This is a genomic window from Chryseobacterium sp. PMSZPI, assembly GCF_002835665.1.
Taxonomy (GTDB): domain Bacteria; phylum Bacteroidota; class Bacteroidia; order Flavobacteriales; family Weeksellaceae; genus Chryseobacterium.
Map to the genome: position 1 here is coordinate 89,922 of NZ_PIZV01000051.1, position 14,012 is coordinate 103,933.

A 14,012-nucleotide genomic window follows, 5' to 3' on the forward strand; every position below is an offset into this window, starting at 1 on the left:
TCGTTCATTATTTTTTTGTAAATAAATCGCATCAAAAATTGGAAAATCAATATTTTACATCAGACGAATTAAATGTAAAGAATAGAGCCTTTCTTTGGGGAGACTCAGTAAAGGTGTCTTTCTTTGTAAAAAACGGTGGTTTGATCATGGATGAAGAATGCTATTTCTTCCTGATGGCTTCCATGAGAAAGATGAGAATGAATATCCCTTTAACCTATACCCTGGAGTTTTTCCAGTCTCTTTTCCAAAAAGATATTATTGAAGGTAAAGGAATACAAAATGGAATTATTAATTTCCAGGTTTTCAGAAATAATGATGAATTGACATTAGCAAAATCATCCGTTTCTTATTTTTATGAAGTTGTGGAAATGGATGATGTATTAGCGATACATCAAAGATCATTAGAGTTAGACTTAATCAAAGAGATTAATGTCAACAATAACCTGCTAAGCAATATCAGAGTACACTGTCCTGAAAATATTTACGGCGGGATTTATGCTCAGGAAAATGATCTGGATGACGTCATTCTTCTGAATCCCAATAAAAGAATTGCCCGTACCACTTCAGGAAACCTTCTTTTTTTAGAAGGAGATGTTATCAAAGTTCCAAAACAGACCGAAGGAGCATACATTTCTCCTTTAATGGAAAATTTTGTGACTTTTTTACATAAAAATAATCTTGCAGATATCCAAGAGCACGAGATTATTGCCTTTGAATCTCAGAAAGCAGAAGAAATTTTAATGATATCTGATGAGAAAGGCATATTTTCTGTAGGTAAAATAAGAAATAAGACTTTTGAAAGCTCTCGTTTTATTGAACTGGTAGAGCGTTGGAAGGCTAGTTTTAATCAATAAAAAATTGACAAACCCGGTAAACAACAAAATTACACAGTCCTTTACCGGGTTTTATTCTGAGTAAATCAGAAATTGTTTCTTTTATTTAGTATTCGTTGATAACATCCACGAATTTTTGTGCGATTTCCTTTTGTCCTTCTTCGCTGGTGATATATTTTCTATCATTTGAATTATTAAGAAATCCTACTTCTACCAATACAGCAGGAGCTTTAGTTTCTCTTAAAATATGGAGATTACGCTCTAAAATCCTTTGGGTATCAAATTTTTTAGAAATTTTTTCAGCTAATTTTTTGGAAGCTTCAGAGTTCTGAATGTAAACTTCAGCTCCATGATTGGGAGTTTCTTCCTGAGGAGATTTATTCACATGAATTGAAATCACCATCTCAGGATTCAATGCATTAATCTGATGGGTTCTTTCAGCAAGAGAAGGATAATTGTCTGCATCTCTGGTTAAGACGATCTCATACTTATCCTGACCTTGGCTTATCTTTTGAATTTCCTTGGCTATTCCCAAAGAAATATCCTTTTCAGAGAATTGACCATATACAACTCCATTGTCGTTTCCGCCATGACCGGCATCTATAACAATATATTTTTTATTAATAGGAGTGAATGATAAAAATGCAGTAGAAAAGACTGATAAAGTAAGTAGTTTGATTCCTCTCATTTCCAGTGATTTTGGTTTTTCAAAGAACGTGAAAACTTTCTTTAAAATTGGTTAACATAATCTTAAAGTTTGTTAATTATGTTCCTGTTTTAAAGTAGGTTACTAATTCAATGAGATGTCTTCAGGCGAATTGGCCCAAAGTAAAAACTCACCACCCAGATTCTGCATTATCGATTTCCACAAACTTTGATCGTTTGGAAGCGTGTAGTCAAGATTATAAACATCCACTACAGTCCACATCTTGCGTTGAACTTCCGTATCCAATTGGTTTGGAGACCATCCGGAATATCCGGAAAAGATCTTTACATTATGAATATCAAGTTCATTGTTCAACACAGCACTGATGATGCGTTCAATATCTTCTGTAAGATAATATTCATCGGTGATTTCAGTGTAAATCTCAGTGACTTTTTCTTTACCTTTTACAATAAAAAAAACTTTATCATTCTCCACAGGTCCTCCATCATAGACTTCGATCTTGAAATCAAAAAAATCTTTGAATTTAGTACTCATCTGGCTGTTCTTTTTATTTAATATCAAACCAAATGCTCCACTTTCATTATGTTCAATAACCAATACTACCGATCTGGAAAAAAGATCGCCGGAAATGTCAGGGGTCGAGATTAATATTTTACCTTTGTATGAGTGATTCATACTCAAATTTAATAAAAAATATTTATGGAAAACCTGCACGACAAAAGAAAAGTGTACGAGAAGTCCCAACTTATTGAAAGTGAGATAAAACAAAATCCAATCGAACAATTCAGGGACTGGTTTTTAGAAGCTAGTGAGAGTCCTGCTATCTCTGAAGCTAATGCTATGGCTGTTTCTACAGTAGAAGAAGACGGTTGTCCCAGAACCAGAATGGTGCTGCTTAAGGCCTATACCCATGAAGGATTTATCTTTTACACCAATTATAACAGCAAAAAAGGAAAAGCAATAGCCCACAATCATAAAGCTTGCCTGCATTTTTTCTGGCCTAATCTCGAAAGACAGGTTATTATTAAGGCTGATTTAGAAAAAGTAGCAGAGAACCTGAGTGACGGTTATTTTCATTCAAGGCCAAAAGGAAGTCAGCTGGGAGCGGTTGTTTCTCCACAAAGTCAAGTGATCCCAAATAGGGAATTTTTAGAAGATAAGTTGAAAGATTTAGAAAAAGAATTTGAAAATACAGAAGTTCCCCGACCTGTAAATTGGGGTGGCTATCTGGCAAAACCTTATGAAATTGAATTCTGGCAAGGAAGACCTAATCGTCTACATGATAGAATTGTGTATCAGTTGGAAGATTTGGATTGGAAGATTTCAAGGTTAGCACCATGATTTTTCGCCGGTATAATTTATAATAGACTTTATAGCATCAAAATAAGCGGACTTTAGTCTGCTTATTTTATATCCACCGCTTAATTACATCCAATATTGAATCCATTGGATTTTTTTAAACTATAAATGGGCTAAAACCTGTTTCTTTTGATTGGTATTTCATATAAAGTAGAATGGATTATCTTAGATTTTGGATAAGTCTCAAAAGTAGATAAAACGTTTGGTTAATATGAAAGGAAAGTAAATTAGCTTTTTACTACTCTAAGCTTATACTGAAGTTTTATTTAGACGCAAAGGCAAGATGCAATTCATTATTGATAAGGGAGCAAAGAAAGCCATAAAGGTCGCTGATGAAGCGATATGGATATGCGTACGCTTAGAAAGAATCAATACAATTGATTCAAGCCTTTGCTTCCTAAAATATAACACTATATAATAAAAATCCTTTGCGTGAAATTTAAAGATTAAATAGATCTAAATATTTTAAACTCCCCCAACTTTTGCTCTTGATCCCTTTTTTCAAGACCATTAAGCACAAAAAAAGCTGTTTCTTAGAAACAGCCTTTGAATTTTCGTAATCTGAATGATTATTTTTTCTTAGCACCAGAAACTGCGTTTGATAAATCAGCTCCAGCTTTGAATTTAGCAACTTTTTTAGCAGCAATTTTGATTGGTTTTTTAGTTGCAGGGTTAATACCTTGTCTAGCTGCTCTCTCAGCTACTGAGAAAGTACCGAAACCTACTAAAGAAACTTTTCCGTCTTTTTTCTTTAAAGTAGAAGTTACGTTAGAAATGAATGATTCTAAAGCAGCTTTAGCTGCAACTTTAGTGATTCCTGCATCTTTTGCGATTGCGTCGATTAATTCAGACTTGTTCATAATTTTTAATATTAAAGTTAGTTCGTAATTATAGCAAATATAATACTATTTTCTAATTGTGCAATTTTTTTATTAAAACTTATATAATTTTTTTGCTTTTCAATGAAAACAGTTAAAATATGATAATTCGTATTTTCACGAAAAATCTACGTTACGGGTTACTAAAATCGTGCCAAATGCTTATGTGTATTGACTTTAGCAATTTGTTAATATTATTTTCTGTATTTATTAAATCCTAAATTGTGTATAAAGAATTGACGTTTTTGAGGATATGTTTGTTGATTTTACAAGTAAATTTCATTTTTTTTATGTTTTGAAAAATTAAACACCTGTGTTTGTGGGAGTTTTTAAATGATCATGATGACCTGTTTTGTAAATTTTTATTAATAAATTTGCAGCATGTTAATAGAAGTTTTCAAATCTAAGATCCATAGGGTGAGAGTAACTGCCTCTGACCTTAATTATATAGGAAGTATAACGATAGATGAAGATCTTATAGAAGCTGCCGGTTTGGTAGTAGGAGAGAGAGTCTATATTGTGAATGTAAACAACGGAGAACGTTTTGATACGTATGTGATCAAAGGAAAAAGAAAATCGGGAGAAGTATGCCTGAACGGACCTGCGGCTAGAAAGGTACAGAAAGATGATATTATCATTATTATAGCTTATGCACAGATGACTCCTGAAGAAGCAAAAGACTTTCAACCGAAAATAGTTTTCCCGGACGAAAAAACAAACCTTCTTACTTAATTTATGGAGAAAACATCAAAAAGTCCTTTAAAATCAATACTTACAATAGTAATATCGCTTGCTTTTGCAGGCTTTTTTTTATGGCTTGCCTTAAAAGGACTTGATTTTAAAGTGATTCAAAAATCGTTGGCTAAAGCAAATTACCTTTGGGTACTGTTTGCTGCAGTGTTTGGTCTTTTAGCTTATTGGTTCAGAGCAATTCGTTGGAATCTGATGTTGGAACCTATGGGACATAGTATTTCTAATGCTAATTCACTTTGGTCCATATCCTTTGGATATTTGATGAACCTTACCATTCCAAGAAGTGGAGAGGTGGCGAGAGCAACAGCTTTATATGGGGTTGAAAAAGTACCTGTAGATAAATCTTTTGGAACCATTATTTTAGAAAGAGTAGTAGATCTTGTATGTATGCTTGTTTTTTTAGGTTTGACATTACTATTCAAGTATGAGGCGATTTTGTCTTTTTATGAAAATTCAGGAATCCATATTAACCCTAATAAAATATTATTTGGCCTTTTAATTGTAATCGTAGGAACTGTTTTGTTCTTTGTGTTTAAAAAGAAATTGGCAGACGTTCCGTTTTTAGGGAAAATTGTCAATTTTATAGATGGAATTTTTCAGGGACTGACTACTATTTTTAAGTTAAAGCAAAAAGGAAAATTTATTTTATATACTGTTGGAATCTGGGTTTCCTATTATTTTGCAGCCTATTTAGTATGTTTTGCCCTTCCGGAAACATCAGGATTTACATTGGCAGATGGTTTCTTCATTATTGTAGTTGGGACATTAGGAATGATTATTCCTGCCAGTGGAGGAATCGGAGCCTATAATCTGGCGATGAAATATGGATTTATGGCTTTATTTATCTCGGTAGGGAAAAGTGCCGATTTAGGAGGAGAAATGGGGCTTACTTACTCCTTTATTTCTTTACCACTTCAAATTGTACTTATGTTGGTGATGGGGCTTATTTCCATCCCAATGTTGGCAAAGGCAAGAAATGTTGCTGCTTCAGATAAAGATTTTAAAGAATAAATACAGTAGTATTATAAATATAAAGGTTCAATTCTAAAAATTGAACCTTTTTTATTGTTGATGCTAATGAGTCTATACAATCATTATTTGAACTCCGTAAAATAAGAGTAAGCATCCTCACCTATGATTTTAAAACCCAGACCGGAATAGAGATGCTGAGCTTTATTAGTTTTTAAAACACTTAATGTAACCGGTTTTGCCGTTGATGAAGCTTCTGCCAGAATATTTGTTAAAATCATTCTTCCTAATCCTTTACCTTGCTGCCCGGGATCAATCTGAAGTTGCAGTATATCGATTTTATCTTCTGCTCTGTTGATCTTTAATAGCCCAATAGGCTGATGACCGAGAAAAATGATGTTTGCTTTTTCAAATTCATATAAGATTCTCTTGAGAGTGGTTTCTTGATCAGTTGGAAGGAGTGATTCCTCATAATGTGGATTCATTGTTTTCGTTCTGAGCTCAAGAAGAAAATCGATGTCATTTTCTGTGGCTTTGCGATAGGTAAGATCTACACTCATTGTCCTTTATTTTTAGCGATCGTTAGCTAAACGAAGATATTAATTTAACTTGATTTATACGGTGAGATAAATCAATATTTAAGCGGAAAAAGCCGGAAAAAATTCCAGCTTCTGACTTTCTGCTCAAATCAATTCAAAAAAAGCTCTTTTTCCAATCTTTATCTTGGTATTGGAGACCAATGCTAATTTTTCATCAGGTTCGGTTATTTTATCATTATTGATTTGAATACCTCCACCTTCAATTAATCTTCGCAATGCTGATTTGCTAAGATCAGTTCTTAATTGATGACAAAGTTCAATGAGAGATATTGGGTTTTCATCGTGATTCAGAGATTGTATGGAAATCTGTTCAAAGGTTTTCTCCTCAAAATTTTTGTTTTGAAACTGATTGCTGAAAAAATGTTCTGCATTCTTTGCATCTACTTCATTATGGTATTGAGTGATGATGTTTCGGGCAATTATTTTTTTGATGTTCATTGGATTTTCGCCATATTCCATTTTTGATTTTAAATCTATTTTTTCTTCAAGGGAAAAATTGGTAGCCAGATTAATGAATTCATCAATCAAAGTATCCGGAATAGACATCGTTTTTCCAAACATTTCATTAGGACTGTCGGTAAGTCCAATAGTATTGTTCAGAGATTTGCTCATTTTTTCTTTTCCGTCCAGTCCTTTTAATAAAGGCATACACATGACGATTTGAGGAGACATTTGATGGACTTCCTGTAGGTGTCTTCCCATAGTACAGTTGAAAAGTTGGTCTGTGCCACCCATTTCGATATCGCATTCAATTTTTACAGAATCAAACCCTTGAAGAATAGGATATACCAGCTCATGCATCGCAATTGGAGTGTTTTCCGTAAATCTTTTGTTAAAATCATTTCGATGCATCAATTGAGCTACAGTGACTTTTGATAATAACTGAATGACTTCAGAAAACTCAAGAGCGTCCAACCAATCCGAATTAAAGACAATTTTTGTTTTTTCAACATCAATGATTTTAGAAAGCTGATTGATATAAGTTTGAGCATTATGCTGTACATCTTCAGTACTCAAAGGTTGTCTTGCTTTATTCTTTCCTGTAGGGTCACCAATTCTTGCTGTAAAACTTCCTACCACAATAATGATCTGATGACCAAGATCCTGGAATTCTTTTAGCTTTTTGAGAACAACTGCATGTCCCAGATGCAGATCCGGGGCTGTAGGATCAAAACCTAGCTTAATTGATAATTTTCTGTTTTCTTTTTTTGCTTGTCTTAATTTTTCTTCCAGACCGTTTTCAGGAAGGATGATAGCAACATTTTCTTGTAATGTATGGTTCATATTGAATTATTTTAAAAATGAAAAGCCCGGACAGGTACTGTCCGGGCTCTATATATTAAGTAGATTATTTAATTTAGAATACAGATATAGAAAGTCTTCCCGAACGATAACTCGGGGAGTAATACTCACTGAAAAAAGGAAGACGTAATATGCTGTTTAAATGTTTCATAGGTTGTGCAATATATCAATTTTTATTGCAATTCCAATATTTAAACCATTAAGATGCTGGCGCATAGTGTAAAAACTTAACCAATTATGAATCTCAATGGTTTAAAATAAAGGTTCAAAACAATTTTACTTGCCATTCTTGAAGCCAATTTCATGCCATACCTTTCTTAAATAAAATATAAAATCAAGATGCAAACAGGTGAGATTGATGTTCTTCAGTTTTCCGATATTAAACTAAAAATACTCCCAATTTATTTTCAAAAACTATTTTTATCAGCAGGAATAGAATCATTAACGATCAGCTGAGTATAAGTTTTGAATCTGTTCTTTCCATATTTCAAGGTTCTCCGGAGTGATTTTGTCTGCTTTGTCAAAAAAGAAATGTTGTATAACTTCAAAACCGGAATACAAAAATATACCTTTATCAGACGTTAGAGAAAGTGCATTATTCATTCCAATTTCGGCAGTCAGTAGTGTGGTATGTTGCTCAGGGCTTCTTTTCTATTGTTATTCAGTTAAAAACCTATCGTTAAATTTTTTTTTAATAAAAAAAGCCAACAGATTCTTTTAATAGAGAAACTGCCGGCGATTGTTATAGTTTTTATCCTCTTAAAACTTCAAAAGTTTATTATATGACAATCTTTAGAAATATAATATTACATGGAGAGATGAAAAATTTTGAAAATAAGAGTTCCTCTAAACTGCAGTTACATAAATAAGACTATGAAATATAGTATTTGTTAATACTAAAGCTGGATAATAGATCCTTTATAAAATTTTGTCAGATCATATAAATCATTAAAATAGGGTTGAAGAACAAGGTCATTTTCTTCACCAGTCTTTTTTAAATAAAACTGATTTTCAGCAAGAGCATATAAAGTCTGATAATCGTTTTTTAAATAATCGGAAAGAATGTTTTCCGGGCCATCATCTTTATTCATTAACGCTGTTAAAAATATCCCGTAAATCATAAATTGATTGAAATTTTGTGAAGTGGCAATATAGTCCAGATGCTGTTGGGATGATTTTTCATAATCCGAAAGGACCTGAAGAAAGTGTTGTACATGATCTGTGGATGGAATTTCATAAAAAAGATCAATGCCATGAATAAAAAGTTGAGTTTTAATCTCTTCGTGGTTTGAAGGATATGCACGACTAAACCATGAAAAAATACACAAAAGCTCTTCTTTGGTAAGCTCTTCTACAGAGTCTTTTACCTTTTCCTTAATAGTTTCAAGATTGGTTTTAGGGGCCGTTTGTAAAAGCTTCGAAATTTCTTCTTCTTCACGACTTAGTTTATTGTACAAATTAATTTTGGCAACATTAGGATTGGTTTTTATGAAATAAAGTTCTCCTGTCATAACTTTTTACCAAATAATTTTATGAAAATGGTAATTAAAGATACAAAATCTGAAATTAATTTCAATTAAAAAATATTATGCATTGTATTGCATCAGTAATAACTTTATATAACGAAATGTGTAGTTGTTTAAAAATTTTTCAAATGGAAAAGCCCTTTTTATTCTATTCGTTTCGTTTTTAATTTTATACCTGTAGAAATAATGGTTAGGTTATATTTCTCCCCGTTATTGCTTAAAAATTCATAGCTGTCTTCAGATTCAGGATTGTCAAAAAATGAGGATTGTGTTTCAGGATACATTTTCGTTTTTTCTCCATCTTTATCAATAATGTATAAAAAATGATCTTCTAAAATAATCGTGAAAATTTGTGTGTTATCCACTTCCAATGCAAATTTCCCTGTATATTTTTTTAAAAGCTCATCAGAGATTTGTATCGCTTTTTTATTAATTTTTTTGGGAAGACTATAGGGCTTGTTTTCTAAAAGATTGATAATATCCTCGGTAAGTTTTTGAAAAGGAACGTCTGTAATATTTGATGTAAAAATAAATGTGACTCCTGATTTTAAATTCTGATAATAATATGCTCTATAACCGGGTCTTCCTCCTGCTTGTACCAAAAGCTGATCATTTCCAAACATTTTGAGAGCAAGCTCTTTTTTAATGTTTTTCCCGGAGAGAAGTTGTTCACTGAAGCTGTACAGATCATCAATTGTTGAAAAATAATTTCCGGTTTCGAACCTGTTTATGCTGGTATGGGGAACAGGAGTGATTTTTCCACTTTCACTAAAAAATCCATAGGCAAAATTAGATAATGATTTAGCAGTATTAAATTCACCAGTATTTTTTAATTGATATTTTTTGATGATTTCATTTTGCATAAAGTTCCAATATCCTTTATCAGAGATATTGTCTATAATATAATGGAGAATAAAATATCCGACATTAGAATAAAGAGTCTGAGTACCCGGTTCAAATTGTAAAGTTTCTTGTTTAGCCAGTTCAATGGTCTTGTCTAAACTTAGACTTTCATATTTTTCATAATCCCGGATTTCTCTTGGCAATCCCGATTGATGGTACATTAAATTTTCAATTGAAATTTTCTCTCCATTCGGAAAATCGGGAATGTATTTGTTGATCTTATCGGATAATTTAACTTTTCCTTGTTCTACTAACTTTAAGATTCCATATTTGATAAAAATTTTTGAAACCGAAGCGATAATAAATTTACTATTCCGATCAACCTTCAAAGCATTGATCTGGTCAGGTATATTATATGTTTTGTCCAGAAGAATAGTATTGTTTCTTACAATTTTAACATTTCCATTAAAGTTTTTCAGATTTGTTAAAGCAGTAAAATACTGGTCAAGTTCTTTTTCATGCTTACTATTATCTTGAGCAGACAAGTGTAATGAAAATACTAAAGTCAAGAAAAAAATCAGATGTTTCATAGGTTTAATTGAGATCAGATTGATGTAGAAGCCAGAAGGAATACCTCGCCGCTGGCAGGTTGTAAACCATCAGTTCTACCCGAGAAATAAAGTTGTCTAACATTGTCAGTAGAAATAATTTCTACAGGATCAAATCCCGATTCCTGTGCAAGGTGCAAAACTTCTAAGGGTGAAAAAAAACTTACGAAGGGTGTTCCTGCTTCACGGGCTCCTTTTTCTGCAATCTCCTGCATAGGCTGGTCCTCTTCTTCAAGAAGGTCTATCGGTAAGTAAAATGACATGGCAAGTTTGGAGCCTGGAGCTAAGGTAGAAATCTGTTGTAGGGTAGAAGTGATAGCTTCTTTACTCAGATATAAAGTGACTCCGGTACAAGCAAAGACTGTAGGCTGATTGATGTCGAATCCGGCTTTTAAAAGTTCATTCCACCAAGAAGAAGCTTCAAAATCAACTGGAACAAAATGTAAATTTTCAGGGAGACCAAATCCTGTTTCTATGAGACGATTTTGTTTCCATTGCAAAGTCTCGGGTTGGTCTATTTCAAAAATCTGGAGTTCAGGAGTAATGTTTTGTTTACGTTGTGCAAAAGTATCGAGCCCGGCTCCCAGAATCACATATTGTCGGGTTCCTTTCTCATATTCCGTGATGATCAGATCTTCTATAAAACGAGAACGTGCTATGATAGAAGCTCTTAATCTTTTGGTGTATTTCATATCCGGACGTTCTTGCCATCCTTCATCGGGAGCAATTAATTGTAATCCAACCTGATCTTCAAGAACATAAGGAGCCTCATCTATTTGTACATGTAAAGCTCTCCATAAAGCTGTTCTTACAGCTGTATTATCTGGTTGTGGTTGATTTTCCATAGGTGTTATTTTTCAACAGCGATGAGTAGCATCATTGGGCGACGGAGTTCATCCTTCATTTCCGGGAGCTCTTTCAGCATTTCCGGACTTGGTTCGGGCTCCATGATTTCTTTAATGGCGAAACCATACTTTAAAAGAATATTTAAATAAGAGGTTAAAGTCCGGTGATATTTGATGACATTTTCTCCTAAAAAAGTAGTGTTTCTTTTGTCTTCAATAAAATATTGATCAACAGGCCAGCATACGCTTTGTCCATCTTTATCGTACATCCAGTCCTGGCTTCCTTCTGCCGTGAAAACAGGGTGTTCTACAGAAAATACGAACCGACTTCCGGTAGTGAGCCACCGATAGATATTTTTAACAATAGAATCGTAAGATTCTACGTAATGCAATGTGAGTGAGCTTATAACAAGATCAAACTTGCCTGCAGGATAATCGATGTCTTCCAGAGCTTTTCTTTCATATTGAATGCCTTCCAGGTTGTTGATTTCTTTAGCCTTTGCCAACATTTTTTCTGAAATATCAATGCCAATTACAGACTGTGCACCATGTTCAATAGCATAACGGCAGTGCCATCCATATCCGCATCCGAGATCAAGCACATGTTTGCCTTTAAAGTCCGGTAACATCTTTTTCAGTGCATGCCATTCTCCGGCACCTTCTAATCCCAATTGTGAACGAAGCATTTTTTCATACTGGTCAAAAAATGACTGGTTATCATATTTATTTTCTTTCATAAGATAAAAGCGGTTCTGCTGCTTTTAATTTTGAAGTCAGATTATTAAAAAAAAGTTCAAACTTTGGAAGATCCTTAGGATTAATCTGTGACCTTAGTATTTTCATCGTTTTATGAGCCGTTTTTAAAGTATAATCATCTGCATAATAACCTGCGGAAATAATTTCATCGATATTAATTTTCTTACCGGGAAATTGATTAATCCTAATCTGTTGATCAGTGATTGTGATATATTTATAGTAATATTCAGATGTTGCCAATACAACATAAACGATTCCTAATGTTAAAACAGCGAATGTTTTCCATTTCAAACCTTCACCATTCAAAAAATAACTTAAACCTATAATAAGCCAAGCTGCTCCTAATAATGAATTAATAATAATTCTTCTATTTTTAAATGCGATTTTCATATTTGATAGATTGAAATTGTAAAAGATCTTTGATAAAAAGGTGTATGGTAAAAATACGATAATTATTTAATAATTTTAAATAAAATCGATGAATAATAACGATGTCTTTACCTATTATTCATAAAAAATTCGGGCTGAATATTTCAAATATTCAGCCCGAAATGGCGATGGAATCTTATAAGAATTAATGAGATTCTGTATACTTCTTGAAATTGTCAAGGATAGCTTGCCATCCCCCTTTTTGCATTTCTTCGGGGTTTTGATTTTCCGGATCGAAAGCTACATCAACAATAGTTTTTCCATTGTTTTCTTTAAAATTTACATTTACCTGTCTACCGTCCGGAATCGTATAGCTGAATTTCTCACCTTCTTTTATCTCATCATAAATTGCTTCAAAATCAAAACCGAAGCTTCCGTCTTTGGCTTCCATTCTTGCAGCATATTTTCCGCCGACTTGCATATCATTGGAAGCTGTAGGGCAGTGCCATGAAGGATCAGCAAAATTCCATTGAGTAATATGTTCGGGATTGGTGTAATAGTCCCATACTTTTTTTGAATCTGCATCAATGGTTGCAGTCACATTAATTTTGTGGTTCATTTTTATTGGTTTAAGATTAATAATAATTCATCAAGTTTTTCCAATGTGGCAATCATTCCTTGTTCCATTCCCATTTGAATGATTGTTTCAAGATCTGATAAAGATTTATAAGTAACAATAGTTTCTACCAGTGTATTTTCATTTTTATCTGAAAAACTAACCTCCCATTCTGCACGGGGAAGATTATTGTTGATTTCTCCCTTTTCATTACAGAATGCATCCAGAGAAGTATAAGAATCAATAGGATTGATTGTGAGATATTCAACCATACTCCAATATTCTGTTCCGTTAGGTTCTATCATAGCATAATGCCAGTGCCCGCCTTCACGGAATTCCATAGATTTTGTTTTGGTCGTTAATGGCTTTGGCGCAAACCATCGATCGAGAAGTTCACTTTTTGTATAGCAATCCCATACCATTTTACGGTTAGCTGAAAATTCACGTCTGATCGTAAGTGTATTCTTTTCCTTATCTGCAAGAAAATCGAATTGAAGTTGATGTTTCATTGGTCTATTTTTATGATTGTTTTTATTTTTGTTGACTTTTAAGCCCTTCCAGAAGGGTATCCAATTGTTCAAAACGGCTTTCCCATATTTTTCTGAATTGATCGAGCCAATGATCTATTTCTTTCATTTTATCAATTTCAAGGAGGTAATAAATTTCCCGTCCCTGATGATTTTGAGTAATAAGCTCACATTCTGTCAGAATTTTCAAATGTTTTGAAACAGCTTGTCTGGTTGTATCAAAATGTTCGGCAATAGCATTTGGGGTCATGGCCTGTACTGCAATTAAGGCGATGATTGCTCGTCGGGTAGGATCTGCTATGGCTTGGAAAATATCTCTTCTCACTTTGTTTGATTTTTATATGAAACTATATGGTTGCGAATTTACGTGCAACTTTTCGGTTTCGCAAATTTATTTACATAAAATTTTCAAAAAAATATATTTTGTAAGAATGAAAAAAGAAAGTATGAGTCTTAAAACTGTTCTAATAGATAGTTTCTGATGGTTTTGTGAAAGATAAAAGAGGTTGTTTCAAAAGTCAAATAATTTGGCTTTTGTCATTGACTACGTCGAATCTTCGAT

The 14,012-nt window shown here is 33.2% G+C and carries 17 protein-coding genes; 4 read left to right on the forward strand and 13 right to left on the reverse strand.

Features of this window, described 5'->3' with window-relative positions; translation table 11 throughout:
- The first annotated feature begins 38 nt into the window (after window positions 1-38).
- A complete protein-coding gene (locus CW752_RS09960) occupies window positions 39-854 on the forward strand; it encodes an aminotransferase class IV (RefSeq protein WP_101239560.1) in 816 nt (271 codons plus the stop codon).
- Window positions 855-939: 85 nt separating this feature from the next.
- Here CW752_RS09960 and CW752_RS09965 read toward each other — a convergent pair whose 3' ends face one another.
- Together CW752_RS09965 and CW752_RS09970 are read right to left on the reverse strand one after the other, a co-directional pair.
- Complete coding sequence (locus CW752_RS09965) at window positions 940-1,521, reverse strand: N-acetylmuramoyl-L-alanine amidase (RefSeq protein WP_101239561.1); 582 nt, start codon at window positions 1,519-1,521, stop codon at window positions 940-942.
- A gap of 102 nt (window positions 1,522-1,623) precedes the next feature.
- On the reverse strand, window positions 1,624-2,175 hold the full coding sequence (locus CW752_RS09970) for a YqgE/AlgH family protein (RefSeq protein WP_101239562.1): 552 nt from the start codon (window positions 2,173-2,175) through the stop codon (window positions 1,624-1,626).
- 24 nt (window positions 2,176-2,199) lie between these two features.
- Between CW752_RS09970 and pdxH the strand changes: the two genes are divergently transcribed.
- Window positions 2,200-2,841, forward strand: a complete 642-nt coding sequence (gene pdxH / locus CW752_RS09975; protein WP_101239563.1) for a pyridoxamine 5'-phosphate oxidase — start codon at window positions 2,200-2,202, stop codon at window positions 2,839-2,841.
- Window positions 2,842-3,428: 587 nt separating this feature from the next.
- On the opposite strand, the gene CW752_RS09980 is transcribed toward pdxH, so the two are convergent.
- The gene (locus CW752_RS09980) at window positions 3,429-3,719 is read right to left on the reverse strand and encodes an HU family DNA-binding protein (protein WP_047097388.1); all 291 of its coding nucleotides are present in this window, start codon (window positions 3,717-3,719) and stop codon (window positions 3,429-3,431) included.
- 399 nt (window positions 3,720-4,118) lie between these two features.
- Between CW752_RS09980 and panD the strand changes: the two genes are divergently transcribed.
- The gene (panD, locus tag CW752_RS09985) at window positions 4,119-4,469 is read left to right on the forward strand and encodes an aspartate 1-decarboxylase (RefSeq protein WP_002976902.1); all 351 of its coding nucleotides are present in this window, start codon (window positions 4,119-4,121) and stop codon (window positions 4,467-4,469) included.
- A 3-nt stretch (window positions 4,470-4,472) separates the two neighbouring features.
- Entirely contained in the window at window positions 4,473-5,501 is a 1,029-nt protein-coding gene (locus CW752_RS09990) for a lysylphosphatidylglycerol synthase transmembrane domain-containing protein (RefSeq protein WP_101239564.1), read from the forward strand.
- Window positions 5,502-5,584: 83 nt separating this feature from the next.
- Here CW752_RS09990 and CW752_RS09995 read toward each other — a convergent pair whose 3' ends face one another.
- The 10 genes from CW752_RS09995 to CW752_RS10045 all read right to left on the reverse strand — a co-directional run bounded on the left by CW752_RS09995 (window position 5,585) and on the right by CW752_RS10045 (window position 13,775).
- Window positions 5,585-6,019, reverse strand: coding sequence for a GNAT family N-acetyltransferase (locus CW752_RS09995; protein WP_101239565.1), 435 nt, complete (start codon window positions 6,017-6,019; stop codon window positions 5,585-5,587).
- Between the two features lie 123 nt (window positions 6,020-6,142).
- Window positions 6,143-7,342: a tyrosine--tRNA ligase gene (gene tyrS / locus CW752_RS10000; RefSeq protein WP_101239566.1), complete on the reverse strand. Its 1,200-nt coding sequence runs from the start codon at window positions 7,340-7,342 to the stop codon at window positions 6,143-6,145.
- A 914-nt stretch (window positions 7,343-8,256) separates the two neighbouring features.
- On the reverse strand, window positions 8,257-8,871 hold the full coding sequence (locus CW752_RS10010) for a hypothetical protein (protein WP_101239567.1): 615 nt from the start codon (window positions 8,869-8,871) through the stop codon (window positions 8,257-8,259).
- 158 nt (window positions 8,872-9,029) lie between these two features.
- Entirely contained in the window at window positions 9,030-10,319 is a 1,290-nt protein-coding gene (locus CW752_RS10015) for a serine hydrolase domain-containing protein (protein WP_101239568.1), read from the reverse strand.
- Window positions 10,320-10,333: 14 nt separating this feature from the next.
- Complete coding sequence (locus tag CW752_RS10020; protein WP_101239569.1) at window positions 10,334-11,182, reverse strand: class I SAM-dependent methyltransferase; 849 nt, start codon at window positions 11,180-11,182, stop codon at window positions 10,334-10,336.
- Window positions 11,183-11,187: 5 nt separating this feature from the next.
- Entirely contained in the window at window positions 11,188-11,919 is a 732-nt protein-coding gene (locus CW752_RS10025) for a class I SAM-dependent methyltransferase (protein ID WP_101239570.1), read from the reverse strand.
- Window positions 11,906-12,328, reverse strand: coding sequence for an EbsA family protein (locus CW752_RS10030; protein WP_101239571.1), 423 nt, complete (start codon window positions 12,326-12,328; stop codon window positions 11,906-11,908). Before CW752_RS10030 ends, CW752_RS10025 begins: the two co-directional genes overlap by 14 nt.
- Window positions 12,329-12,512: 184 nt before the next feature.
- Entirely contained in the window at window positions 12,513-12,926 is a 414-nt protein-coding gene (locus CW752_RS10035) for an SRPBCC family protein (RefSeq protein ID WP_101239572.1), read from the reverse strand.
- 2 nt (window positions 12,927-12,928) lie between these two features.
- A complete protein-coding gene (locus CW752_RS10040; protein WP_101239573.1) occupies window positions 12,929-13,432 on the reverse strand; it encodes an SRPBCC domain-containing protein in 504 nt (167 codons plus the stop codon).
- 22 nt (window positions 13,433-13,454) lie between these two features.
- Window positions 13,455-13,775, reverse strand: a complete 321-nt coding sequence (locus CW752_RS10045; protein WP_101239574.1) for an ArsR/SmtB family transcription factor — start codon at window positions 13,773-13,775, stop codon at window positions 13,455-13,457.
- Window positions 13,776-14,012: the final 237 nt, after the last annotated feature.

Coding starts and splice junctions, on each gene's coding strand:
- CW752_RS09965 (WP_101239561.1), bottom strand. CDS start 1,521: ATGAGAGGAATCAAACTACTTACTTTATCAGTCTTTTCTACTGCATTT.
- CW752_RS09970 (WP_101239562.1), bottom strand. CDS start 2,175: ATGAATCACTCATACAAAGGTAAAATATTAATCTCGACCCCTGACATT.
- pdxH (WP_101239563.1), top strand. CDS start 2,200: ATGGAAAACCTGCACGACAAAAGAAAAGTGTACGAGAAGTCCCAACTT.
- CW752_RS09980 (WP_047097388.1), bottom strand. CDS start 3,719: ATGAACAAGTCTGAATTAATCGACGCAATCGCAAAAGATGCAGGAATC.
- panD (WP_002976902.1), top strand. CDS start 4,119: ATGTTAATAGAAGTTTTCAAATCTAAGATCCATAGGGTGAGAGTAACT.
- CW752_RS09990 (WP_101239564.1), top strand. CDS start 4,473: ATGGAGAAAACATCAAAAAGTCCTTTAAAATCAATACTTACAATAGTA.
- CW752_RS09995 (WP_101239565.1), bottom strand. CDS start 6,019: ATGAGTGTAGATCTTACCTATCGCAAAGCCACAGAAAATGACATCGAT.
- tyrS (WP_101239566.1), bottom strand. CDS start 7,342: ATGAACCATACATTACAAGAAAATGTTGCTATCATCCTTCCTGAAAAC.
- CW752_RS10010 (WP_101239567.1), bottom strand. CDS start 8,871: ATGACAGGAGAACTTTATTTCATAAAAACCAATCCTAATGTTGCCAAA.
- CW752_RS10015 (WP_101239568.1), bottom strand. CDS start 10,319: ATGAAACATCTGATTTTTTTCTTGACTTTAGTATTTTCATTACACTTG.
- CW752_RS10020 (WP_101239569.1), bottom strand. CDS start 11,182: ATGGAAAATCAACCACAACCAGATAATACAGCTGTAAGAACAGCTTTA.
- CW752_RS10025 (WP_101239570.1), bottom strand. CDS start 11,919: ATGAAAGAAAATAAATATGATAACCAGTCATTTTTTGACCAGTATGAA.
- CW752_RS10030 (WP_101239571.1), bottom strand. CDS start 12,328: ATGAAAATCGCATTTAAAAATAGAAGAATTATTATTAATTCATTATTA.
- CW752_RS10035 (WP_101239572.1), bottom strand. CDS start 12,926: ATGAACCACAAAATTAATGTGACTGCAACCATTGATGCAGATTCAAAA.
- CW752_RS10040 (WP_101239573.1), bottom strand. CDS start 13,432: ATGAAACATCAACTTCAATTCGATTTTCTTGCAGATAAGGAAAAGAAT.